Genomic DNA, 15,931 nt, shown 5'->3' on the forward strand with positions numbered 1-15,931 from the left:
TAGGGGCAATGGCCCAGGAAATGGGAGGCACTGTTACCACCACCACCACCCGGAACACCAACACCACCCGCACTGTCCCCCTCAGGGGTCCTGAAGAAGATGGCATTGGCTACGGTGAAATCCGTAACCTAGCGGTGCTCAAGTTGGCAGTTAACGAAAGGGGCGGTGATTTGATCAATTCCGTTGGTGTGCTCTGTAATGCTGGCCAAGAAACCCTTGAGGTGCGCCGTTTGACCTTCCAAGTGGAGGACGCCACCGACAATACTATTTTAGATAGTATCCAGATTGGTTTAGCTCGTCCTTATCTCCTGCAAAAGGGGCAAAAACTCGAATTTGATGGCAATGCTCCCCGCTTCCGGGGCCGTTCCCCCCAGGACGTCATTGTCAAGCTGGTGGATTGGGGTTCCCAACAAACCCAAACCGCTAGTAATTGATCTCTGGGTACTCTGGGTAGCCCCGGATTTAGCCTGACCTTATAGCTTTATAGCGTTTGGGATTATCCATAGTCGACAGATAGGGCCGATTTCCCTGGGGCCCTGGGCCAGCTTGCTCCCTTGGCCTACAGTTAGGTAATGTCTTCCCCCAGCCTTTCTCCCCAATACCAAACAATGCTCGATGATCTGGATGGGCAGGTGCTCCAGCTAGACCGTCAAGTATTCCGCCGCCTGGCCAACTTGGGCTACCATCCCCAGGTGATTTTCGATGTGGGCGCTTCCAATAGTGGCTGGTCCTACTATATGAAACAGGTGGCAACGGAGGCTGACTTCTATTTATTCGAGCCCTTGGTGGACCATGTGCCGGATTATCAAGGTCTGATGGCGGAAACATTGCGGGTTTATCCTTCTTTCCATCTATATAAATATGCCCTCGGCGATCGGGACGGGACCATAACAGTTAATGTCTTCAATGACCCCGCCAGTAGCACCACCCTGGCCATGCCGCAGGGCAGTCCCCCCACCAAGGCCGTCCAAGTTCCCCTGCTCACTTTGGATTCGGCCCTGGCCAAGCTTCATTTGCCCCAACCCCAGGTGATTAAAATCGACACCCAGGGCAACGAGTTGGCCATTCTCCGGGGAGCGCCCCAAACATTAACTAAAGTTGACGTTTTATTTCTGGAGTGCTGGCTCTACCGGGGTTATGGCCCTGGAACTCCCCTCCTAACGGAAATCGCCAATTGGTTACTGCCACTCAATTTTCGCCTCTGGGATGTTTCCGAGCCCTACCGTGGCCCCCAGGGAGAGTTGACTACCTTGGATTGTATTTTCATCAACACAGCAGCCGGCCTAACCCCAGATTGGTACTATTAGCTTTCTTTCCTTTTGCCCCTAAAAGGGGAGGACAGGGAGGGTTAATTACGCACCAAGGGAACTGTAATGAAAAATTTTCTGTCCAATTCATACATCTTCTCCCTTTTTTACCATAGCTTTTAGTGAGTAGGGGCAAAGGGGATTAATCACGATTAACAGCAGTGAATTCGTTGCCCGCCTATCTAGCCATTCTGGATTTTCAGGCGCTGGCCAGCAAAATATCTCTGCATTTCCTTGTTCGTAGGCTATAATTTGCCTGGAGTAGCAATTCTAGCCAATTCTTATGGAGGTCCCCATGGGTCCGCCGTCCCGGGTTGACTAGAAAAAGTTCTACTATTCGCCGAGTAGACAATGTTGAAAAAGCGCGAATAATCATCTGTTGGTGGCACCATGCTTCTGGTCTTGACAGCAAGGCGATTCTTGCTATGATTACCCTAAGCAACTCCTAGACACACATAGATGAACCCTGTTTTGTATATTTTTTACCGTAAAAACTGAGGAGTTTTAAGAAGTCCTATGGCACTAAGTCCTAACATAATTGCGGCTCTGCAGATCATGTACACCGGCAAGGGTGTATCTACCAGCGATCTGAACTGGTGGGCTACAGATGGGGCAAATATCACCTATGACGAAGCAGTTGCCCTGTTTGCCAACAGCGCTGATGCAAAGGTGAAGTATCCCTTCTTCCAAGCGCCCCAAACTGCGAATAAGCGTCAATACATTGCTCAAGTTTTTGCCAATCTCTACAACATTGACATTAACGACACTTCCCTGGTCCCCACAGAGGAACTTGACTATTGGATTAACTGGTTGTCATTGTCCCCCGATAACTATTTAGTTTTCCCCAGCGCGCTCAATCATGCTTCTGCTGATGCGGGTCTGACCGACCGGTTGGATGCTTTGATCAACAAAACTGATACGTCTCTCCTCTTTGCTGAAACGTTTTCTAGTGTTGGTGTCAATACTTTCACCCCCGAACAGTCTGCCGATGCGAGTGCAATTATTGCTGGAGTTGATGAAACTCCTGGGAGTGTGTTGGCTGCAGAAGCTCAGATTATTGAACTGGCTGCGGGCGTAAACGTCTTTACCATTGCTCAAGCTCAGGCGACGCCTAATCTGCCCCCTCTCTACACCATTAGCGACAGTGCCGATAACTTAATTGCTGGTACCGCTGACTCTGTTGTGGTTGATGCCACCACTGTCATTGCCAACCAATCCCCCGCGGCTCCTTTGACTGTGGACAATGCGGAAATTCTGCTCGCCACCGCCGATTCTTTGGCTCCCGGTGTTACCTGGGACATTCTTGATTCCGCCACCGACGTCCTTGGTGGTGGTGTTGCCGTATCCGGTGCCGCCAGTGTTGGTATCACAGATTCCTTTGTCGATGTTGCCACCGCTGGTGATCTAACTGCGTTAGCTAATTTTGACGGTATCTACGCCATTGAAGATACTTCCGCTGCTATCCTCGCTAACACGGCAGTTGCGGCCGGTGCCACCAGTGTATCCCTCACTGATCCCGGTGTACCTGTAACCGTTGCCGGTGCTCAAACCCTCCAAGGTTTGGGTAACTTCTCTGGTCCCTACAACATCGAAGATACTTCCGCCGCTATTTTGGGTGCAGCTGGTTCCCCTGCGGTGCTTGGCGCTGACAGCGTAACCCTGTCCGACCCCGGTGTGGGTATAACCGTTGCCGGTGCTGAAACCCTCCAAGGTTTAGGTAACTTCGTTGGTCCCTACAACATCCTCGATACCTCTGCCAATATTTTGGCGTCGGAGAGCTCCCCTGCGGTGCTTGCTGCCGACAGCGTTGCTCTTTCTAATCCTTCAACTCCCGTAACCGTTGCCGGTGCCGAAACCCTCCAAGGTTTGGGTAACTTTGCAGGGCCCTATAACATCCAAGACACGTCCCCCAACATTATTGCGGCGGCTACCTCTGCCGCAGTTCTTGGAGCTGAAACCGTCAGCCTAGATGATGCCTTCGCCTTTGTAACCGTTGCTGGTTCCGATACCCTCCTAGGTTTGGGCAACTTCGTTGGGCCCTACAGCATTCTTGATACCTCTGCCAACATTTTGGCGGCGGCTACCTCTCCCGCAGTTCTTGGTGCCGACAGCGTTGTCCTCTCTAACCCTGGTGTTGGTATAACCGTTGCCGATGCTGAAACTCTCCAAGGTTTAGGTAACTTTGTAGGTGCCTACAACATCCTCGATACCTCCGCCAACATTTTGGCCGCGGCTACCTCTCCTGCCGTTCTCGGTGCCGACAGCGTTGTTCTTTCCAACTCCTCAGTCCCCGTAAGCGTTGCTGACGCCGAAGTTCTCCAAGGTTTGGGTAACTTTGAGGGCCCCTATGCCATCGAAGACACCTCTGCCAACATTTTGGCAAGTGCTACTTCCCCTGCGGTTCTTGATGCCACCAGTGTGACCCTGTCTGACCCCGGTGTGGCCATAACCGTTGCCGATGCCAAAACCCTCCAAGATCTGGGTAACTTTGGTGGTCTTTACAACATTGAAGACACCTCTGCCGCCATCTTGGGTAATGCAACTTCTGCTGCGGTTCTCAATGCCGAGAGCGTTATCCTTTCCAATCCCGGTGTACCCGTCAGCGTTGCTGGTGCCCAAACTCTCCAGGGCTTGGGTAACTTTGAGGGTCCTTACCACATCGAAGATACTTCCGCCAACATTCTTGCGGCGGCTACTACCCCTGCGGTTCTGGATGCCACCAGTGTTGAACTTTCCGACCCCGGTGTACCCGTAACCGTTGCTGAGGCTGAAACTCTCCAAGGCTTACCCACCTTCGCTGGTCCCTACAACATTGAAGATACCTCTGCCGCCATCTTGGCCGCCGCTACCACTGGTGCGGTGCTCGATGCCGACAGTGTTACTCTGTCTGACCCTGGTGTACCTGTAACCGTTGACGGTGCCGAAACTCTCCAAGGTTTGGGTAACTTTGTTGGTCCTTACAACATCGAAGATACTTCCGCCGCCATCTTGGCCGCTGCTACCACCGGTGCAGTACTTGATGCTGACAGTGTTACTCTGTCTGACCCTGGTGTGCCCGTAACCGTTGATGGAGCCGAAACTCTCCAAGGTTTGGGTAATTTTGTTGGTCCCTACCACATCGAAGATACCTCCGCTGCTATTCTTGCCGCCGCTACTACCCCTGCGGTTCTTGATGCCACCAGTGTGGAACTGTCCAATGCTGGTACCCCCGTCACTATTGCTGAGGCTGAAATTCTCCTTAGTATCCCTGGCTTCGATGGTGTGTACGCCATTGAAGATACTTCCGCCAATATCTTGGCCAACGCCTCTTCTTCTGTGGTTCTGGATGCCACCAGCGTGGAACTGTCTGACCCCGGTGTGGGTGTGACCGTTGCTGGTGCTGAAACTCTGCAAGGTCTGGGTAACTTTGTCGGTCCCTACGCCGTGGCTGACAGTCTCGCTAACTTGACTGATGCACCCACCGAAATACTCATTGGTGCTACTAGCTATGAGTTGACCAATGCTCCAGGTAATCTCGGCATTGTTTCTGACGAACAGCAATTCTTGGTTGAAAATGCCAGTAATGCCGCTGACTTTACCTTCACCACTGTTGACATTACGGCTTCCCGTCCCCAGGTGCATGAGGGCTCTGTAACTGAAATTACTGTTACTTTGAGCGAGGTTCAGGCAACGGACACAACGGTGACCTTCTTCCTTACCCCTGGTGATCCCACTGCCCCTGACACTGGTACCGATGAGTCCAACACCAATGACTTTATCGGCGGTCAGTTTACTCCCATTACGGTCGTTATCCCCGCGGGTGCGCTTTCAGCCTCCGTTGACTACTCTCCCTTCCTGGACGGCATTCCTGAATTCACTGAAGGATTCAGCGTTGTTGTTACCATCTCTGGTTCCGCCGCTGGTGCCGTATTTGATTTAGGCGGTCTTGGCATCCTGGATGGCCCCGGTGATGGCAGTACCGTCAACTTGACTCTCGGTAATGACATCGTCTCTGCCACTACTTTCATTGCTGCTCCTGAGCAAGGTCTTGGTGGCGCTGTAGGTAACACCCTGAACACTGGCGATAAGCTAACCGGCATTGGTGAAGATACCAGCCTCACTGTTACTTGGGTGGCAAGCACCTTTGGCAGCAACCTGGTCCAACTGCAAATGAAAGGGGTTGATGACCTCAACGTCACCCTGCTCCAGGATGACCTGAACATCTTTGCCAATAATCCTGGTGGTGTTACTGTTACGGATCTGAAGAACCTGAAAGCCAGCGGTAGTGTTAATGGCGACTTCTCTCTGATTGATCTCCAGAGCACCCTGGAAACCATCACCGTTCAGAACTACTTCTTTGGTGATGATGTCAACGTTACCATCGGCGATCCTTTCCTAGCTGGAGATGACGATGTTCTGGGACTCATCCTTGACCAAGTTACGGCTAGCAAAGCTGGCAACACTCGCGTTAACGTCAGTGACTTCTCTGGTACCGGTGGCTATGAAAATCTCGGTATCACGTCCGGTGTTAGTACCACCTCTAAAGGTATTACCAATACGGTAGAAATTGACGGCATTTTAGAGGTTGAAAACATTGGCATCACTGGCAATGAAAACCTAACGCTGGCTACTTCCCTCATTAGCTCCACTGTCAATGTTGATGCCACTGGTTCTGCTCTGATTCCTGAGTTTGAGGGTAATCCCATCTTCACTGGCGATCTCAAAGCCTTTGTTGATACCCCCGGTGGTGACTTAACCTTCCTGAACGGTTCCGGCAACGACACAATCTCTATCTCCCGGGATGCCAATACCGCTGGTCATGTCCTCGATGGTGGTGCTGGCAATGACACGCTGACTATTACTGGTAAGGCATCCAGTACTGTCGATGCTGGCCACACGGTTATTGGTGGTGCTGGTAATGACGACATCCTCCTTACCGGCGATGCCACTGGTCCCATTGCTGGCCACGTTGTCAACGGTGTTGATCTAGGCGGCGGTGTATTTGCCGAAGTTGGTGGTGATGGCGACGATACCATCATCATCGAAGGTGATGCTGTCGGCTCATCCGCTGGCCATGTGGTCTTCGGTGGTAAAGGTGAAGATTTCATCGACATCAGTGGCGATGCCATTGCGGTCAACTCTGAAGCTGGTCACGAAGTTGATGCTGGCGATGATGATGACATTGTTTTCATAAGTGGTGATGCTACTGCCACAACAACCCTGGTAAATGATGATGCTCTTGCTGGTCACACTGTTGGTGGTGGTACTGGCAATGACCTGATCGTTATTGAAGGTGACGCCTTTGCTGATTCCCTTGATGGTGATGCCAGTGCTGGTCACAGTGTTAATGGCGGCAATGGCGACGACATCATTACCATCGGCGATGGTGTTGATGATGGTGTTGATGATGGTGATGCCACTGCTTTTGCTTCGCTAATTGATGGTGATGCCAATGCTGGTCACACCGTTAATGGTGGTGACGGCAACGACACCATTACTATCAACGGGGATGCTCTTGCTGTTGGTTTTACCGCCTTTAACGGTCACATTGTTGATGGTGGCGCTGGTAATGACGACATCTTCCTCAATGGCGACGGCAACCACCTAGCATTTGGTGGCACTGGCGACGACCTAATTGTCATGACCGGAGTTGGTAACGTTACTTTCTTCGGTGAAGACGGCGAAGACACCCTCGTTGGTAATGCCGGTAATGACTTCCTCTCTGGTGGTGCCAATGATGACTTCCTAATTGGTGGCGACGGCAACGACATCCTGGTCGGTGGTGAAGATGACGACACCATGTTCGGTGACGAAGGCGACGACCTCTTTATCATCGATGCTGGCATTGACTTCGTTGGTGATTTGGGCAACAGCACAAGTCCTGATGGTGATCAGTTCCAAGTGTCTAAGAATGCCGTAGCCAATATTGCCGTGGTCGGCGACTGGATCGCGATCCCAGATGGGCCTCCAGGAAAAGAAGGTACATGGAACCAAGGCGAAGCGAATCTCGAAATTGCTAGCCCACTTGGTCTGCTGGTTGATTTGTCCAACGCAAATACTGGCCCCGGTGCCCCCTCCCCCACCAATGGCTTCACTGTTGTGGGCAACGTGGGCAAGGACACCATCATTGGTAGTGGCGACAACGACACCCTCCACGGCGGCATCGGTAATGACACTATCTCCGGTGATGAATGGTTTGTTGGTACTCCTTCTTTTGACTTTACTGTTACATTTGGGGGTGGTAACGACACTCTCTCTGGTGATACTGGCAACGACCTAATCGTTGGTGATCTTTTGATTGATAACGCTGTCGATGTCAGCATCGACACTGACTCTTTCATTGTGGGCGGTGACGACTCGATTGACGGCGGTACTGGTAACGACCAAATCGCTGGTGATCTATTGATTAGTGCTGATGAAGACGTCACAATCACTGATAGTCTTTTCTTCGGTGGTGACGACTCCATTGACGGTGGTACCGGTAACGACGAAATCGTCGGTGATCTATGGATTAGTGCTGGTGGAGACGTCACAATCACTGATAGTCTTTTCTTGGGTGGTGATGACACCATTGACGGTGGTACCGGTAACGACGAGATCGTTGGTGATCTACTGATTGATGCTGACAGCGTCTTAATTGACCCCACTATTATCGAAGGTGGTGGCGACCTCATTGAGGGCGGTACTGGTAACGACGAACTAGTCGGCGACCTAAGTATTCGTGCTGGCAGTGTCACAATTGAAGGTGATGGGGTTGCAGACACCTTCATTATTGGCGGTGGCGACATCATCGAAGGTGGTGAAGGTAACGATGGCATCTTTGGTGACGTACTTATCGATGGCGGTGATGTCACAATTACCAAAACCACTGTGCTCGGCGGTAATGACACTCTATTTGGTCAGGACTCCTTGGGCGCAGGCAAAGGTAGCGAATTCATCGTTGGTGATATCTTTATCGATGCCGAGACTAGTCTCACCTTGGACAACTTTACCTTTGGTTCATTCAATCCAAGTACCGGCCTAGTTGAAGTTGGCAACGACTTTATCGAAGGCGGTAATAGCGTTGATGGCAACGGACTATTCGGTGATTTGTTCTTTGTAACTGATAAATTCTTGCCCACGGCTACCGACGTAACTTTAATTGGTGGTAACGATGCTATCTTCGGTGGCGACGGAGAAGACCTTCTGGTTGGTGACTTTGCCATCCTGGTTGACGATGGTGGCGACTTTGGTGACGCTAACCTCTTCAGTTTGTCTGATGCCACTAAATTTGCTTTAGCCGGCGGTAAGGACTTCCTGCAAGGTGGCAAAGGTGATGACACCTACTACGGTGGTGGCGGCATCGATACCATTGTCCTTGGCAACAACATCACCAATCCTTTTGGGGAAGGTATCAACGGCGACAACGAAATTTGGTACATGAACGGTGCCTCTGAGAACGGTGCCCGCAACGGTGCCAACGTTGACGTGGTTACTGGTTTCAACACCATTAATGACAAGTTCGTGTTTGCCGCCGGTCAGGGTAACTTCCTGGCTAACCTTAACTTGCAGGCAGGGGTTCCTACCCTAGCGTTTGGTGGCAGCTTACTTCCTCCGGTACCAGCGGGCATCTACCCTGTCAATGGTACTGGCTTCAACCTAGCTGCCACGGTGACTAATGCTACCGCTGATAACTTGAACAATGTGTTCGAGTCTGTGACGAATACGGTGGCCTCCTTCTCCGGCGGGATACAGATATTTCCAGGTACTCCCGGTCCTGAACCCAAGTTCTTGGCTTCCCTCCTCCAGATGCAACAGATCAACGTTACCGATGGGGCTCTCGCCGGTCGTCAATTCCTCTTTATCAACGACGGTGTGGCGGAAGTTAATACCCAGGATGACTTCCTGGTGGAAATCACTGGTATTACCGGTACCTTCGGCGGTGCGATTCCTCTCACCGAAAACTTCGAAGTTCGTGCGTTCAACGTCTAATAACTTGAAGCTTAGCTGGGTCTAATTTGCCCAGCTTAAATAAACAACGGACTTAATTTAATTACAGCCGTCCCTCCGGGGGCGGTTTTTTCTGCTTTTCATTCCCCCCTTACAAAGGGGGGCTAGGGGGGATAAATTACTATTTCCATAAAGGAAGGAAATCCCCCTAAATCCCCCTTAGTAAAGGGGGACTTAAATTTTGAAGGGGTCCTAGGGGGGGATTCAACTCAACTTTACAAACAGGAACTAGAGAGGATAAATATAGCAAAGAACGAGATAGTTAGGATAGTTTTCGCAACGCTATATCCAATGCAGAAATTAGCGATTCTCCCTTACTAACAAGTTGGGAAACATAACGTTTTAGTCTCGCCCAGAACTTCTCAATTTTGTTCAAGTCTGGTGAATATGGTGGTAAAAATATAACCTCACACCCAGCTTTTGCTAGCAATGCCTTTATTCTTTCTTTCGGATGGAAGCTTGCATTATCCATGATGAGTATCTGACCTGGTATTAACTCTGGTAATAACATTTCTTCTATCCATGTGCATACTACCTGAGCGTTACAGTATCCTTCAAATATCATTGGAGCTATTGTTGTTCCATTCCACCAACAACTTATTATGCTGACTCTCTTGGTTCTATGTCCTAATTTATTTGCCTTGAATCTCTCTGATTTATGACAGTACCCATAGGGGTAGTCTAGAGTGTCATCTAGACCGGCTTGATCCATATATGTCAGTCTTTCTGGCGCATATTGCTTGATTTCATCTTCAAATGCCTTTCTCGCATCCTCATCTATTTCCCTGTAAATATAAGTTTTTTTTCCTAGTAAATCCTATTTTCTTTAGAGCCTTACTTATTCTTATTCTACTTACAGGCTCTGGCCATTTTTCTGCCATTTGTTTTTGCGTTAAATGACCGTTCTCTTCCGCAAATTCTCTGAATTTATCCAAATCATCTATTTTCGGTCGTGGACCACGCTCATAATCTCTCTTCGGGGCCACGCTTCCTGTCTCTTTCTTCTTTTTTATCCATAGGTCTAAGGTGTTGCGACTAATGTTCAGTGTTCGGCAGACATGGCTTTTCTTCTCTCCTTTTTCTACTGCACTTACCGCTTTCTCTCTTAGATCTATACTGTAGGGGGCTGGCATCGCTTTTTTCCTAACTCTTTCCCTATATTATGTCCTAACCTTAGCAATCTTTGCTATAGATTACGATCAAATCCGTAAATTTCCTCAGTAAAGTTCCGGCTGCATAAAAGAAACTTTGAGTTATCTTGGGGGGCTAACCAGTGAATCAACTAAAAAACAGTGATTTCTTCCTACCCTATAATCCCGACTTGATCGAGCGGGCCAGGAAAATGCGTAAAAATTCCACCCCAGCAGAACGAAAACTCTGGAACCTATTAAAAGGTACTAAGCCCTTTGGTCGTGGTGGCATTCGGGTTTGGCGACAACGTCCTATTGATCATTTCATTGTCGATTTTTATATTCCCCAATTAAAGTTAGTAATTGAAGTAGATGGCGATTCCCATTTTTCACCCGATAACCTGGCCTATGATCAACAACGTTCTCGTATTCTTGAAAGCTATGGACTGTCTGTAATTCGTTTTACTAACCGGGAAGTTCTTGATAATTTGGATGGAGTTTGGGAGCGTATTTGTGAGTTTTTGCCTTTTTAATCCCCCCTAACCCCCCATTTCAAGGGGGGAGAACTGTTTCCCTGCTAGTCTTTTTGACTGGAGTAGCATTAAAGTATGACACCATCTACTTCCGAAACTACACCCTCCCCATCCCCCAATGGGCCAGCCTCAGCTTCGCCGGGCTTACTTTCTCGTTTGTGGTCTTGGATCAACTCCTACGGGGGTTTGTCCGACTTGAGGAAATACAACGAAGAAGCGAGGATCTTGCACGAGCAGAGAATGAAAGAGCTGAGGCAAGAGAACGAGAGGCTCGCCGAACTCGAATCGAAAATCAATACCGTCTTGCACTCATCCGCTACCAACTCGAGCCCAACCCCACCCATCGACAACAATTAGAGAATATCCTCGCCCTGCTGGATGAGTATGGAGATATGCTTTGAGAAAGGTGATCAATCCCCCCTAACCCCCCTTAAAAAAGGGGGGAAGGCGTTGGTAGCCAGGAAATTCAAAATAAATTTTCCCAAATACAGTTAGTCAAATTACGATAGCCCAAATCGTTAAAATGGGCGTCGTGTTTATGGTACATGTCTCGGTTCCAAGGGCAGATTTCTAGTAAGGCAACATACTCCAATCCCATTTGCTTGATGTCATCACGGATTTCCAAAGAGTACTTATTGTTAAAAGTTTCACCTTTTTCCGGGATATGGACAACACGAATAACTGCATCAGGATAACTATTCTTAATTTCCTGTAAAGTAATTAAGGAATCTTTGTATAGTTCATTTTTGTCATACTCGTTGGCCTGGGCAAACCTAAGATGGGGACAAAAGTTTAATGAAGATGGCTTATTATTGCCCAAACTATATAGGTCACACATTAAATTGTATAGCCTGAACTGCTGCAGAAAATTGGGCTTGCTCTGCTCTGGGAGGTTCTTCGTTTCATACAATTGTTTTGCCCGATTAATCAATTCAGTTTGGCTTTCATTCTTGTCTGCAGTATAGATAACGGGGGGATATTTTTCTACACAATCCTGGGCGTTTTCTTGGGAACAAAACCAGAGAGCTTGCCCTTGCACCACGGGATACCATAAAGGACGAAAAAAATCATTGCCAATGACCATGATATTAATTTCGTTAAAATGGGCGGTGTCCTTAACACTTGTGAGTAACTGCCGAAAATGTTTAATGCCAGTGCCGGTTACGCCAAAGTTGTAGAGATTGGTATCTGGGCTATCTAACAATTGCCGCAGTTGGCTAACCCAGGTATGGTTGCTTCCATCTCCCGCGGTGAAAGAATCACCAATAAAGACAATTTTCTTGGTTGATGCTAAATTAAAATCATAATCTACATTATCGACAAAGCCGAGATTGTTAGTGCCATAGGTAATATCATAATCGACCTGGTCTCCGTAGATGGCAACGCTTCTAATGTCAGTTTTTGGTTCATATTTAACTGTTTTATCCTTTCCTTGCACCAGGGAAGGTGCGGTGAAAAACAAGGTTCGATCGTAGAGACTATATTTGCCTAAATTTGTTAGTCTGAGGACAATTTCAGCTAAAACCAAGCTAAAGGCGATGGAAGCGAAAATCAAGACAATATTTTGAGATATTTTAATAATTTTTTTTGAAGGCATTGTTTTATTGGAGCAATGGGACCGGTGCGACCTTCACAAATTAGTTTGTCAATTATTCTTTAATCATCAGCATGACCAAGCTGAAATGATGGCTTTAGCTGGCAAGACCCTATTTTACTTGGTGTGGGAATGATTCAATCAAGCTAGGACTGGCAGTCTGACTATCTAACCATTCAATTGGGTGGGCGATCGCCACTGATCAGGGCGAGGGGACCTTCCCACCGACGCGGTTGACATATCAAGTTTGTTTGATGTATCGTTCTTTCATCAAGTTTTTTTGATGGGTTGCCATGGTCAGTCGCATTAACCCCAAAGCTATTAAGGCTGGGGGAACACTCAATTTATTTGAAAAATACCTTACCCTCTGGGTTGCTCTCTGCATTGTCCTTGGCATTGCCCTGGGTAAACTGTTACCCACCGTGGCCCAAACGTTGGATTCCTGGAGTGTTTATAACGTTTCCATTCCGATCGCCATCTGTTTATTTTTCATGATGTATCCCATCATGGTGAAAATTGACTTTTCCCAGGCACGGCAGGCGTTCAAGGCTCCCAAGCCGGTGATGTTGACCCTAGTGGTGAATTGGCTTATTAAACCCTTTACCATGGTGGTTTTTGCCCAATTTTTCCTGGGTTATTTGTTCGCGCCGCTGTTAACTGCCACGGAGATCATTCGGGGTCAGGAGGTGACATTGGCCAATTCCTACATCGCTGGTTGTATTTTGCTGGGCATTGCCCCCTGTACGGCCATGGTCTTGATGTGGGGTTACCTTTCCTATAGCAATCAGGGCCTAACTTTGGTGATGGTGGCAGTCAACTCCCTGGCCATGCTGTTTCTCTATGCCCCTTTAGGCAAATGGCTATTGTCGGCCAGTAACTTGACAGTACCCTGGCAGACCATTGTGCTGTCGGTGTTGATTTACGTAGGCTTGCCCCTGGCCGCCGGTATTTACAGTCGTTACTGGATTTTGAAATATAAGGGAAAGCAATGGTTTGAAACCCAGTTTTTGCAATACCTGAGCCCGATCGCCATTGTGGCTTTGTTATTGACGTTAATTTTGCTCTTTGCTTTTAAGGGGGAATTAATTGTTAATAATCCTCTGCATATTTTGTTAATTGCAGTGCCCTTATTTATCCAGACCAATTTTATTTTTCTCATTACCTATGCACTGGGCCTAAAGCTCAAACTCACCTACGAAGATGCCGCCCCCGCCGCTCTGATCGGTGCCAGTAACCATTTTGAAGTGGCGATCGCCACCGCTGTAATGTTATTTGGTCTTAATTCTGGGGCCGCCTTGGCCACCGTGGTGGGAGTGTTAATCGAAGTACCAGTGATGTTGATGCTGGTGGAAATTTGCAAAAAAACCGCCTTTTGGTTCCCCAGGGATCCGGAAAAAGCCACCTTGCTAGATCCCCGTTGTGCTAATTCTCAATTAGGTTGCAACTAGTTGTTAAGACAATCGCCCCAATGACAAATTTTGACCATCCTCCCCGGATTTTATTTCTCTATGGTTCCCTGCGGGAGCGTTCCTATAGCCGTTTACTCGCTGAAGAAGCCGCCCGAATTATTACCGCCATGGGAGCAGAAACCAAGTTTTTTGACCCAAGGGAATTGCCTCTGCGGGGCCAAGTTCCGGACAGCCATGCCAAAGTGCAAGAACTCCTAGAACTAAGTCAATGGTCAGAGGGCCAAGTCTGGTCTTCCCCGGAAATGCACGGCAACATTACGGGCATTCTCAAAAATCAACTTGATTGGATTCCCCTAGAAGTGGGTTCCATCCGACCCACCCAAGGGCGCACCCTCGCAGTCATGCAGGTCAGTGGTGGCTCCCAATCGTTCAATGCCGTCAACACCATGCGGATTCTTGGCCGTTGGATGCGTATGTTTACCATTCCCAACCAATCCTCCGTGGCCAAGGCTTACCAGGAATTCCACGAAGACGGCACCATGAAGGATTCTCCCTATCGGGACCGGGTGGTGGATGTGATGGAAGAACTGTACAAATTCACCCTGTTGCTGCGGAATAAGGTGGATTATCTGACCGATCGCCATAGCGAAAGAAAAGCTAGAACTGCCGATTCCCAATGATTTTGGAGTCGGTTTGGCCCAGACCACAAAAAATTACCGACTGATAATTTCACCAATATCCAAGCTAAAACCATGAAAAAAGTCATGTTCGTTTGCAAGCGTAATTCCTGCCGCTCCCAGATGGCAGAAGGCTTTGCCAAAACCCTAGGGGCGGGCAAAATAGCCGTTACCAGTTGCGGTCTAGAATCCTCCCGGGTCCATCCCACTGCCATTGAAATGATGACAGAGGTGGGCATAGATATCAGTGACCAAACTTCTGATCCCATCGAAAACTTTAACGCCGACGATTACGATGCAGTTATTTCCCTCTGTGGCTGTGGGGTAAATCTACCGCCGGAGTGGGTTACTCAGGAAATTTTTGAGGATTGGCAACTGGAAGACCCGGATGGTCAGTCCCTAGAGGTTTTCCGCACAGTGCGGGGACAAATTAAGGAACGGGTAGAGAACTTGATTACCAAAATTGCCTGATCGACCCCATTCCCACTGATACGGACGATACTAAACCCTCAATTTGGCTATATGCTTAGGGAAATGGCTTTGTGCCACGAAACTTCACTAATCGTTATACAAGTTAACCAAAGGAGGGTTGTGGATCTTGGAAACCAATAAAGAAAGAATATTGGTGGTCGACGACGAGGCCAGCATCCGACGCATACTGGAAACCCGTTTATCCATGATTGGCTATGAAGTGGTGACGGCGGCCGACGGCGAAGAGGCGATCTCCACTTTCCATGAGAGCAACCCCGATTTGGTGGTGTTGGATGTGATGATGCCCAAGCTGGACGGCTACGGCGTTTGCCAAGAACTACGTAAAGAATCGGACATTCCCATTATCATGCTTACCGCCCTGGGGGATGTGGCCGATCGCATTACCGGTTTGGAACTGGGGGCCGATGATTATGTGGTGAAGCCCTTTTCCCCCAAGGAATTGGAAGCTAGAATCAGGTCCGTGCTAAGGCGGGTGGACAAAAACGGTATGCCGGGCATTCCCAGTTCGGGCGTGTTGCAAATTGCCACCATTCGCATTGATACCAACAAGCGGCAAGTGTATAAAGGGGATGAGCGCATCCGCCTAACAGGGATGGAATTTAGCCTCTTGGAACTGTTGGTGAGTCGCTCCGGGGAGCCCTTTTCCCGTTCCGAAATTCTCCAGGAAGTGTGGGGCTACACCCCCGAACGCCATGTGGATACCAGGGTGGTGGACGTGCATATTTCCCGCCTGCGGGCCAAGCTGGAGGAAGACCCCAGCAATCCCGAATTAATTCTCACTGCCCGGGGGACGGGTTATCTTTTCCAACGCATTTTGGAAC

The 15,931-nt window shown here is 48.9% G+C and carries 11 protein-coding genes; 8 read left to right on the top strand and 3 right to left on the bottom strand.

Going from position 1 to position 15,931, the window contains the following annotated elements; genetic code table 11:
* The 3 genes from IQ219_RS06860 to IQ219_RS06870 all read left to right on the top strand — a co-directional run.
* Positions 1 to 434: hypothetical protein (locus IQ219_RS06860; RefSeq protein WP_228016768.1), on the top strand; the 434-nt coding region annotated here is incomplete at its 5' end.
* Between the two features lie 138 nt (positions 435 to 572).
* Positions 573 to 1,307 carry an FkbM family methyltransferase gene (locus IQ219_RS06865; RefSeq protein ID WP_194018677.1) on the top strand — a complete coding sequence of 245 codons (735 nt, stop codon included), beginning with the start codon at positions 573 to 575 and terminating at the stop codon, positions 1,305 to 1,307.
* A 516-nt stretch (positions 1,308 to 1,823) separates the two neighbouring features.
* The gene (locus tag IQ219_RS06870; protein WP_194072137.1) at positions 1,824 to 9,257 is read left to right on the top strand and encodes a calcium-binding protein; all 7,434 of its coding nucleotides are present in this window, start codon (positions 1,824 to 1,826) and stop codon (positions 9,255 to 9,257) included.
* A gap of 280 nt (positions 9,258 to 9,537) precedes the next feature.
* Here the strand turns inward: IQ219_RS06870 and IQ219_RS20025 are convergent, their stop codons facing one another.
* Both IQ219_RS20025 and IQ219_RS20030 read right to left on the bottom strand, forming a co-directional pair.
* Positions 9,538 to 10,068 (bottom strand): IS630 family transposase, encoded by a 531-nt coding sequence (locus IQ219_RS20025; RefSeq protein ID WP_368667576.1) that lies wholly within the window; start codon positions 10,066 to 10,068, stop codon positions 9,538 to 9,540.
* A complete protein-coding gene (locus IQ219_RS20030) occupies positions 10,049 to 10,408 on the bottom strand; it encodes an IS630 transposase-related protein (RefSeq protein WP_228016769.1) in 360 nt (119 codons plus the stop codon). Before IQ219_RS20030 ends, IQ219_RS20025 begins: the two co-directional genes overlap by 20 nt.
* A gap of 209 nt (positions 10,409 to 10,617) precedes the next feature.
* Here IQ219_RS20030 and IQ219_RS06880 point away from each other — a divergent pair, with 209 nt between their 5' ends.
* Entirely contained in the window at positions 10,618 to 10,938 is a 321-nt protein-coding gene (locus IQ219_RS06880; protein WP_190598392.1) for an endonuclease domain-containing protein, read from the top strand.
* A 466-nt stretch (positions 10,939 to 11,404) separates the two neighbouring features.
* On the opposite strand, the gene IQ219_RS06885 is transcribed toward IQ219_RS06880, so the two are convergent.
* Entirely contained in the window at positions 11,405 to 12,493 is a 1,089-nt protein-coding gene (locus IQ219_RS06885) for an SGNH/GDSL hydrolase family protein (protein ID WP_228016770.1), read from the bottom strand.
* A 332-nt stretch (positions 12,494 to 12,825) separates the two neighbouring features.
* Here IQ219_RS06885 and acr3 point away from each other — a divergent pair, with 332 nt between their 5' ends.
* The 4 genes from acr3 to rpaB all read left to right on the top strand — a co-directional run.
* Positions 12,826 to 13,980 carry an arsenite efflux transporter Acr3 gene (gene acr3 / locus IQ219_RS06890; RefSeq protein WP_194072139.1) on the top strand — a complete coding sequence of 385 codons (1,155 nt, stop codon included), beginning with the start codon at positions 12,826 to 12,828 and terminating at the stop codon, positions 13,978 to 13,980.
* The gene (arsH, locus tag IQ219_RS06895; RefSeq protein WP_368667577.1) at positions 13,965 to 14,621 is read left to right on the top strand and encodes an arsenical resistance protein ArsH; all 657 of its coding nucleotides are present in this window, start codon (positions 13,965 to 13,967) and stop codon (positions 14,619 to 14,621) included. The genes acr3 and arsH overlap by 16 nt, the downstream gene beginning before the upstream one ends.
* A 72-nt stretch (positions 14,622 to 14,693) precedes the next feature.
* Entirely contained in the window at positions 14,694 to 15,089 is a 396-nt protein-coding gene (gene arsC / locus IQ219_RS06900; RefSeq protein WP_194018674.1) for an arsenate reductase, glutathione/glutaredoxin type, read from the top strand.
* Positions 15,090 to 15,216: 127 nt separating this feature from the next.
* Positions 15,217 to 15,931, top strand: a 715-nt coding sequence (gene rpaB, locus IQ219_RS06905) for a response regulator transcription factor RpaB (RefSeq protein WP_194072141.1), incomplete at its 3' end; no start/stop codon positions are given.

This window comes from Synechocystis sp. LEGE 06083 (assembly GCF_015207725.1).
GTDB lineage: Bacteria > Cyanobacteriota > Cyanobacteriia > Cyanobacteriales > Microcystaceae > Synechocystis > Synechocystis salina.

Excerpts from the sequence above, each read along its gene's own strand:
- IQ219_RS06865 (WP_194018677.1), top strand. The coding sequence starts at position 573 with ATGTCTTCCCCCAGCCTTTCTCCCCAATACCAAACAATGCTCGATGAT.
- arsC (WP_194018674.1), top strand. The coding sequence starts at position 14,694 with ATGAAAAAAGTCATGTTCGTTTGCAAGCGTAATTCCTGCCGCTCCCAG.
- IQ219_RS20030 (WP_228016769.1), bottom strand. The coding sequence starts at position 10,408 with ATGCCAGCCCCCTACAGTATAGATCTAAGAGAGAAAGCGGTAAGTGCA.
- IQ219_RS06880 (WP_190598392.1), top strand. The coding sequence starts at position 10,618 with ATGCGTAAAAATTCCACCCCAGCAGAACGAAAACTCTGGAACCTATTA.
- acr3 (WP_194072139.1), top strand. The coding sequence starts at position 12,826 with ATGGTCAGTCGCATTAACCCCAAAGCTATTAAGGCTGGGGGAACACTC.
- IQ219_RS06870 (WP_194072137.1), top strand. The coding sequence starts at position 1,824 with ATGGCACTAAGTCCTAACATAATTGCGGCTCTGCAGATCATGTACACC.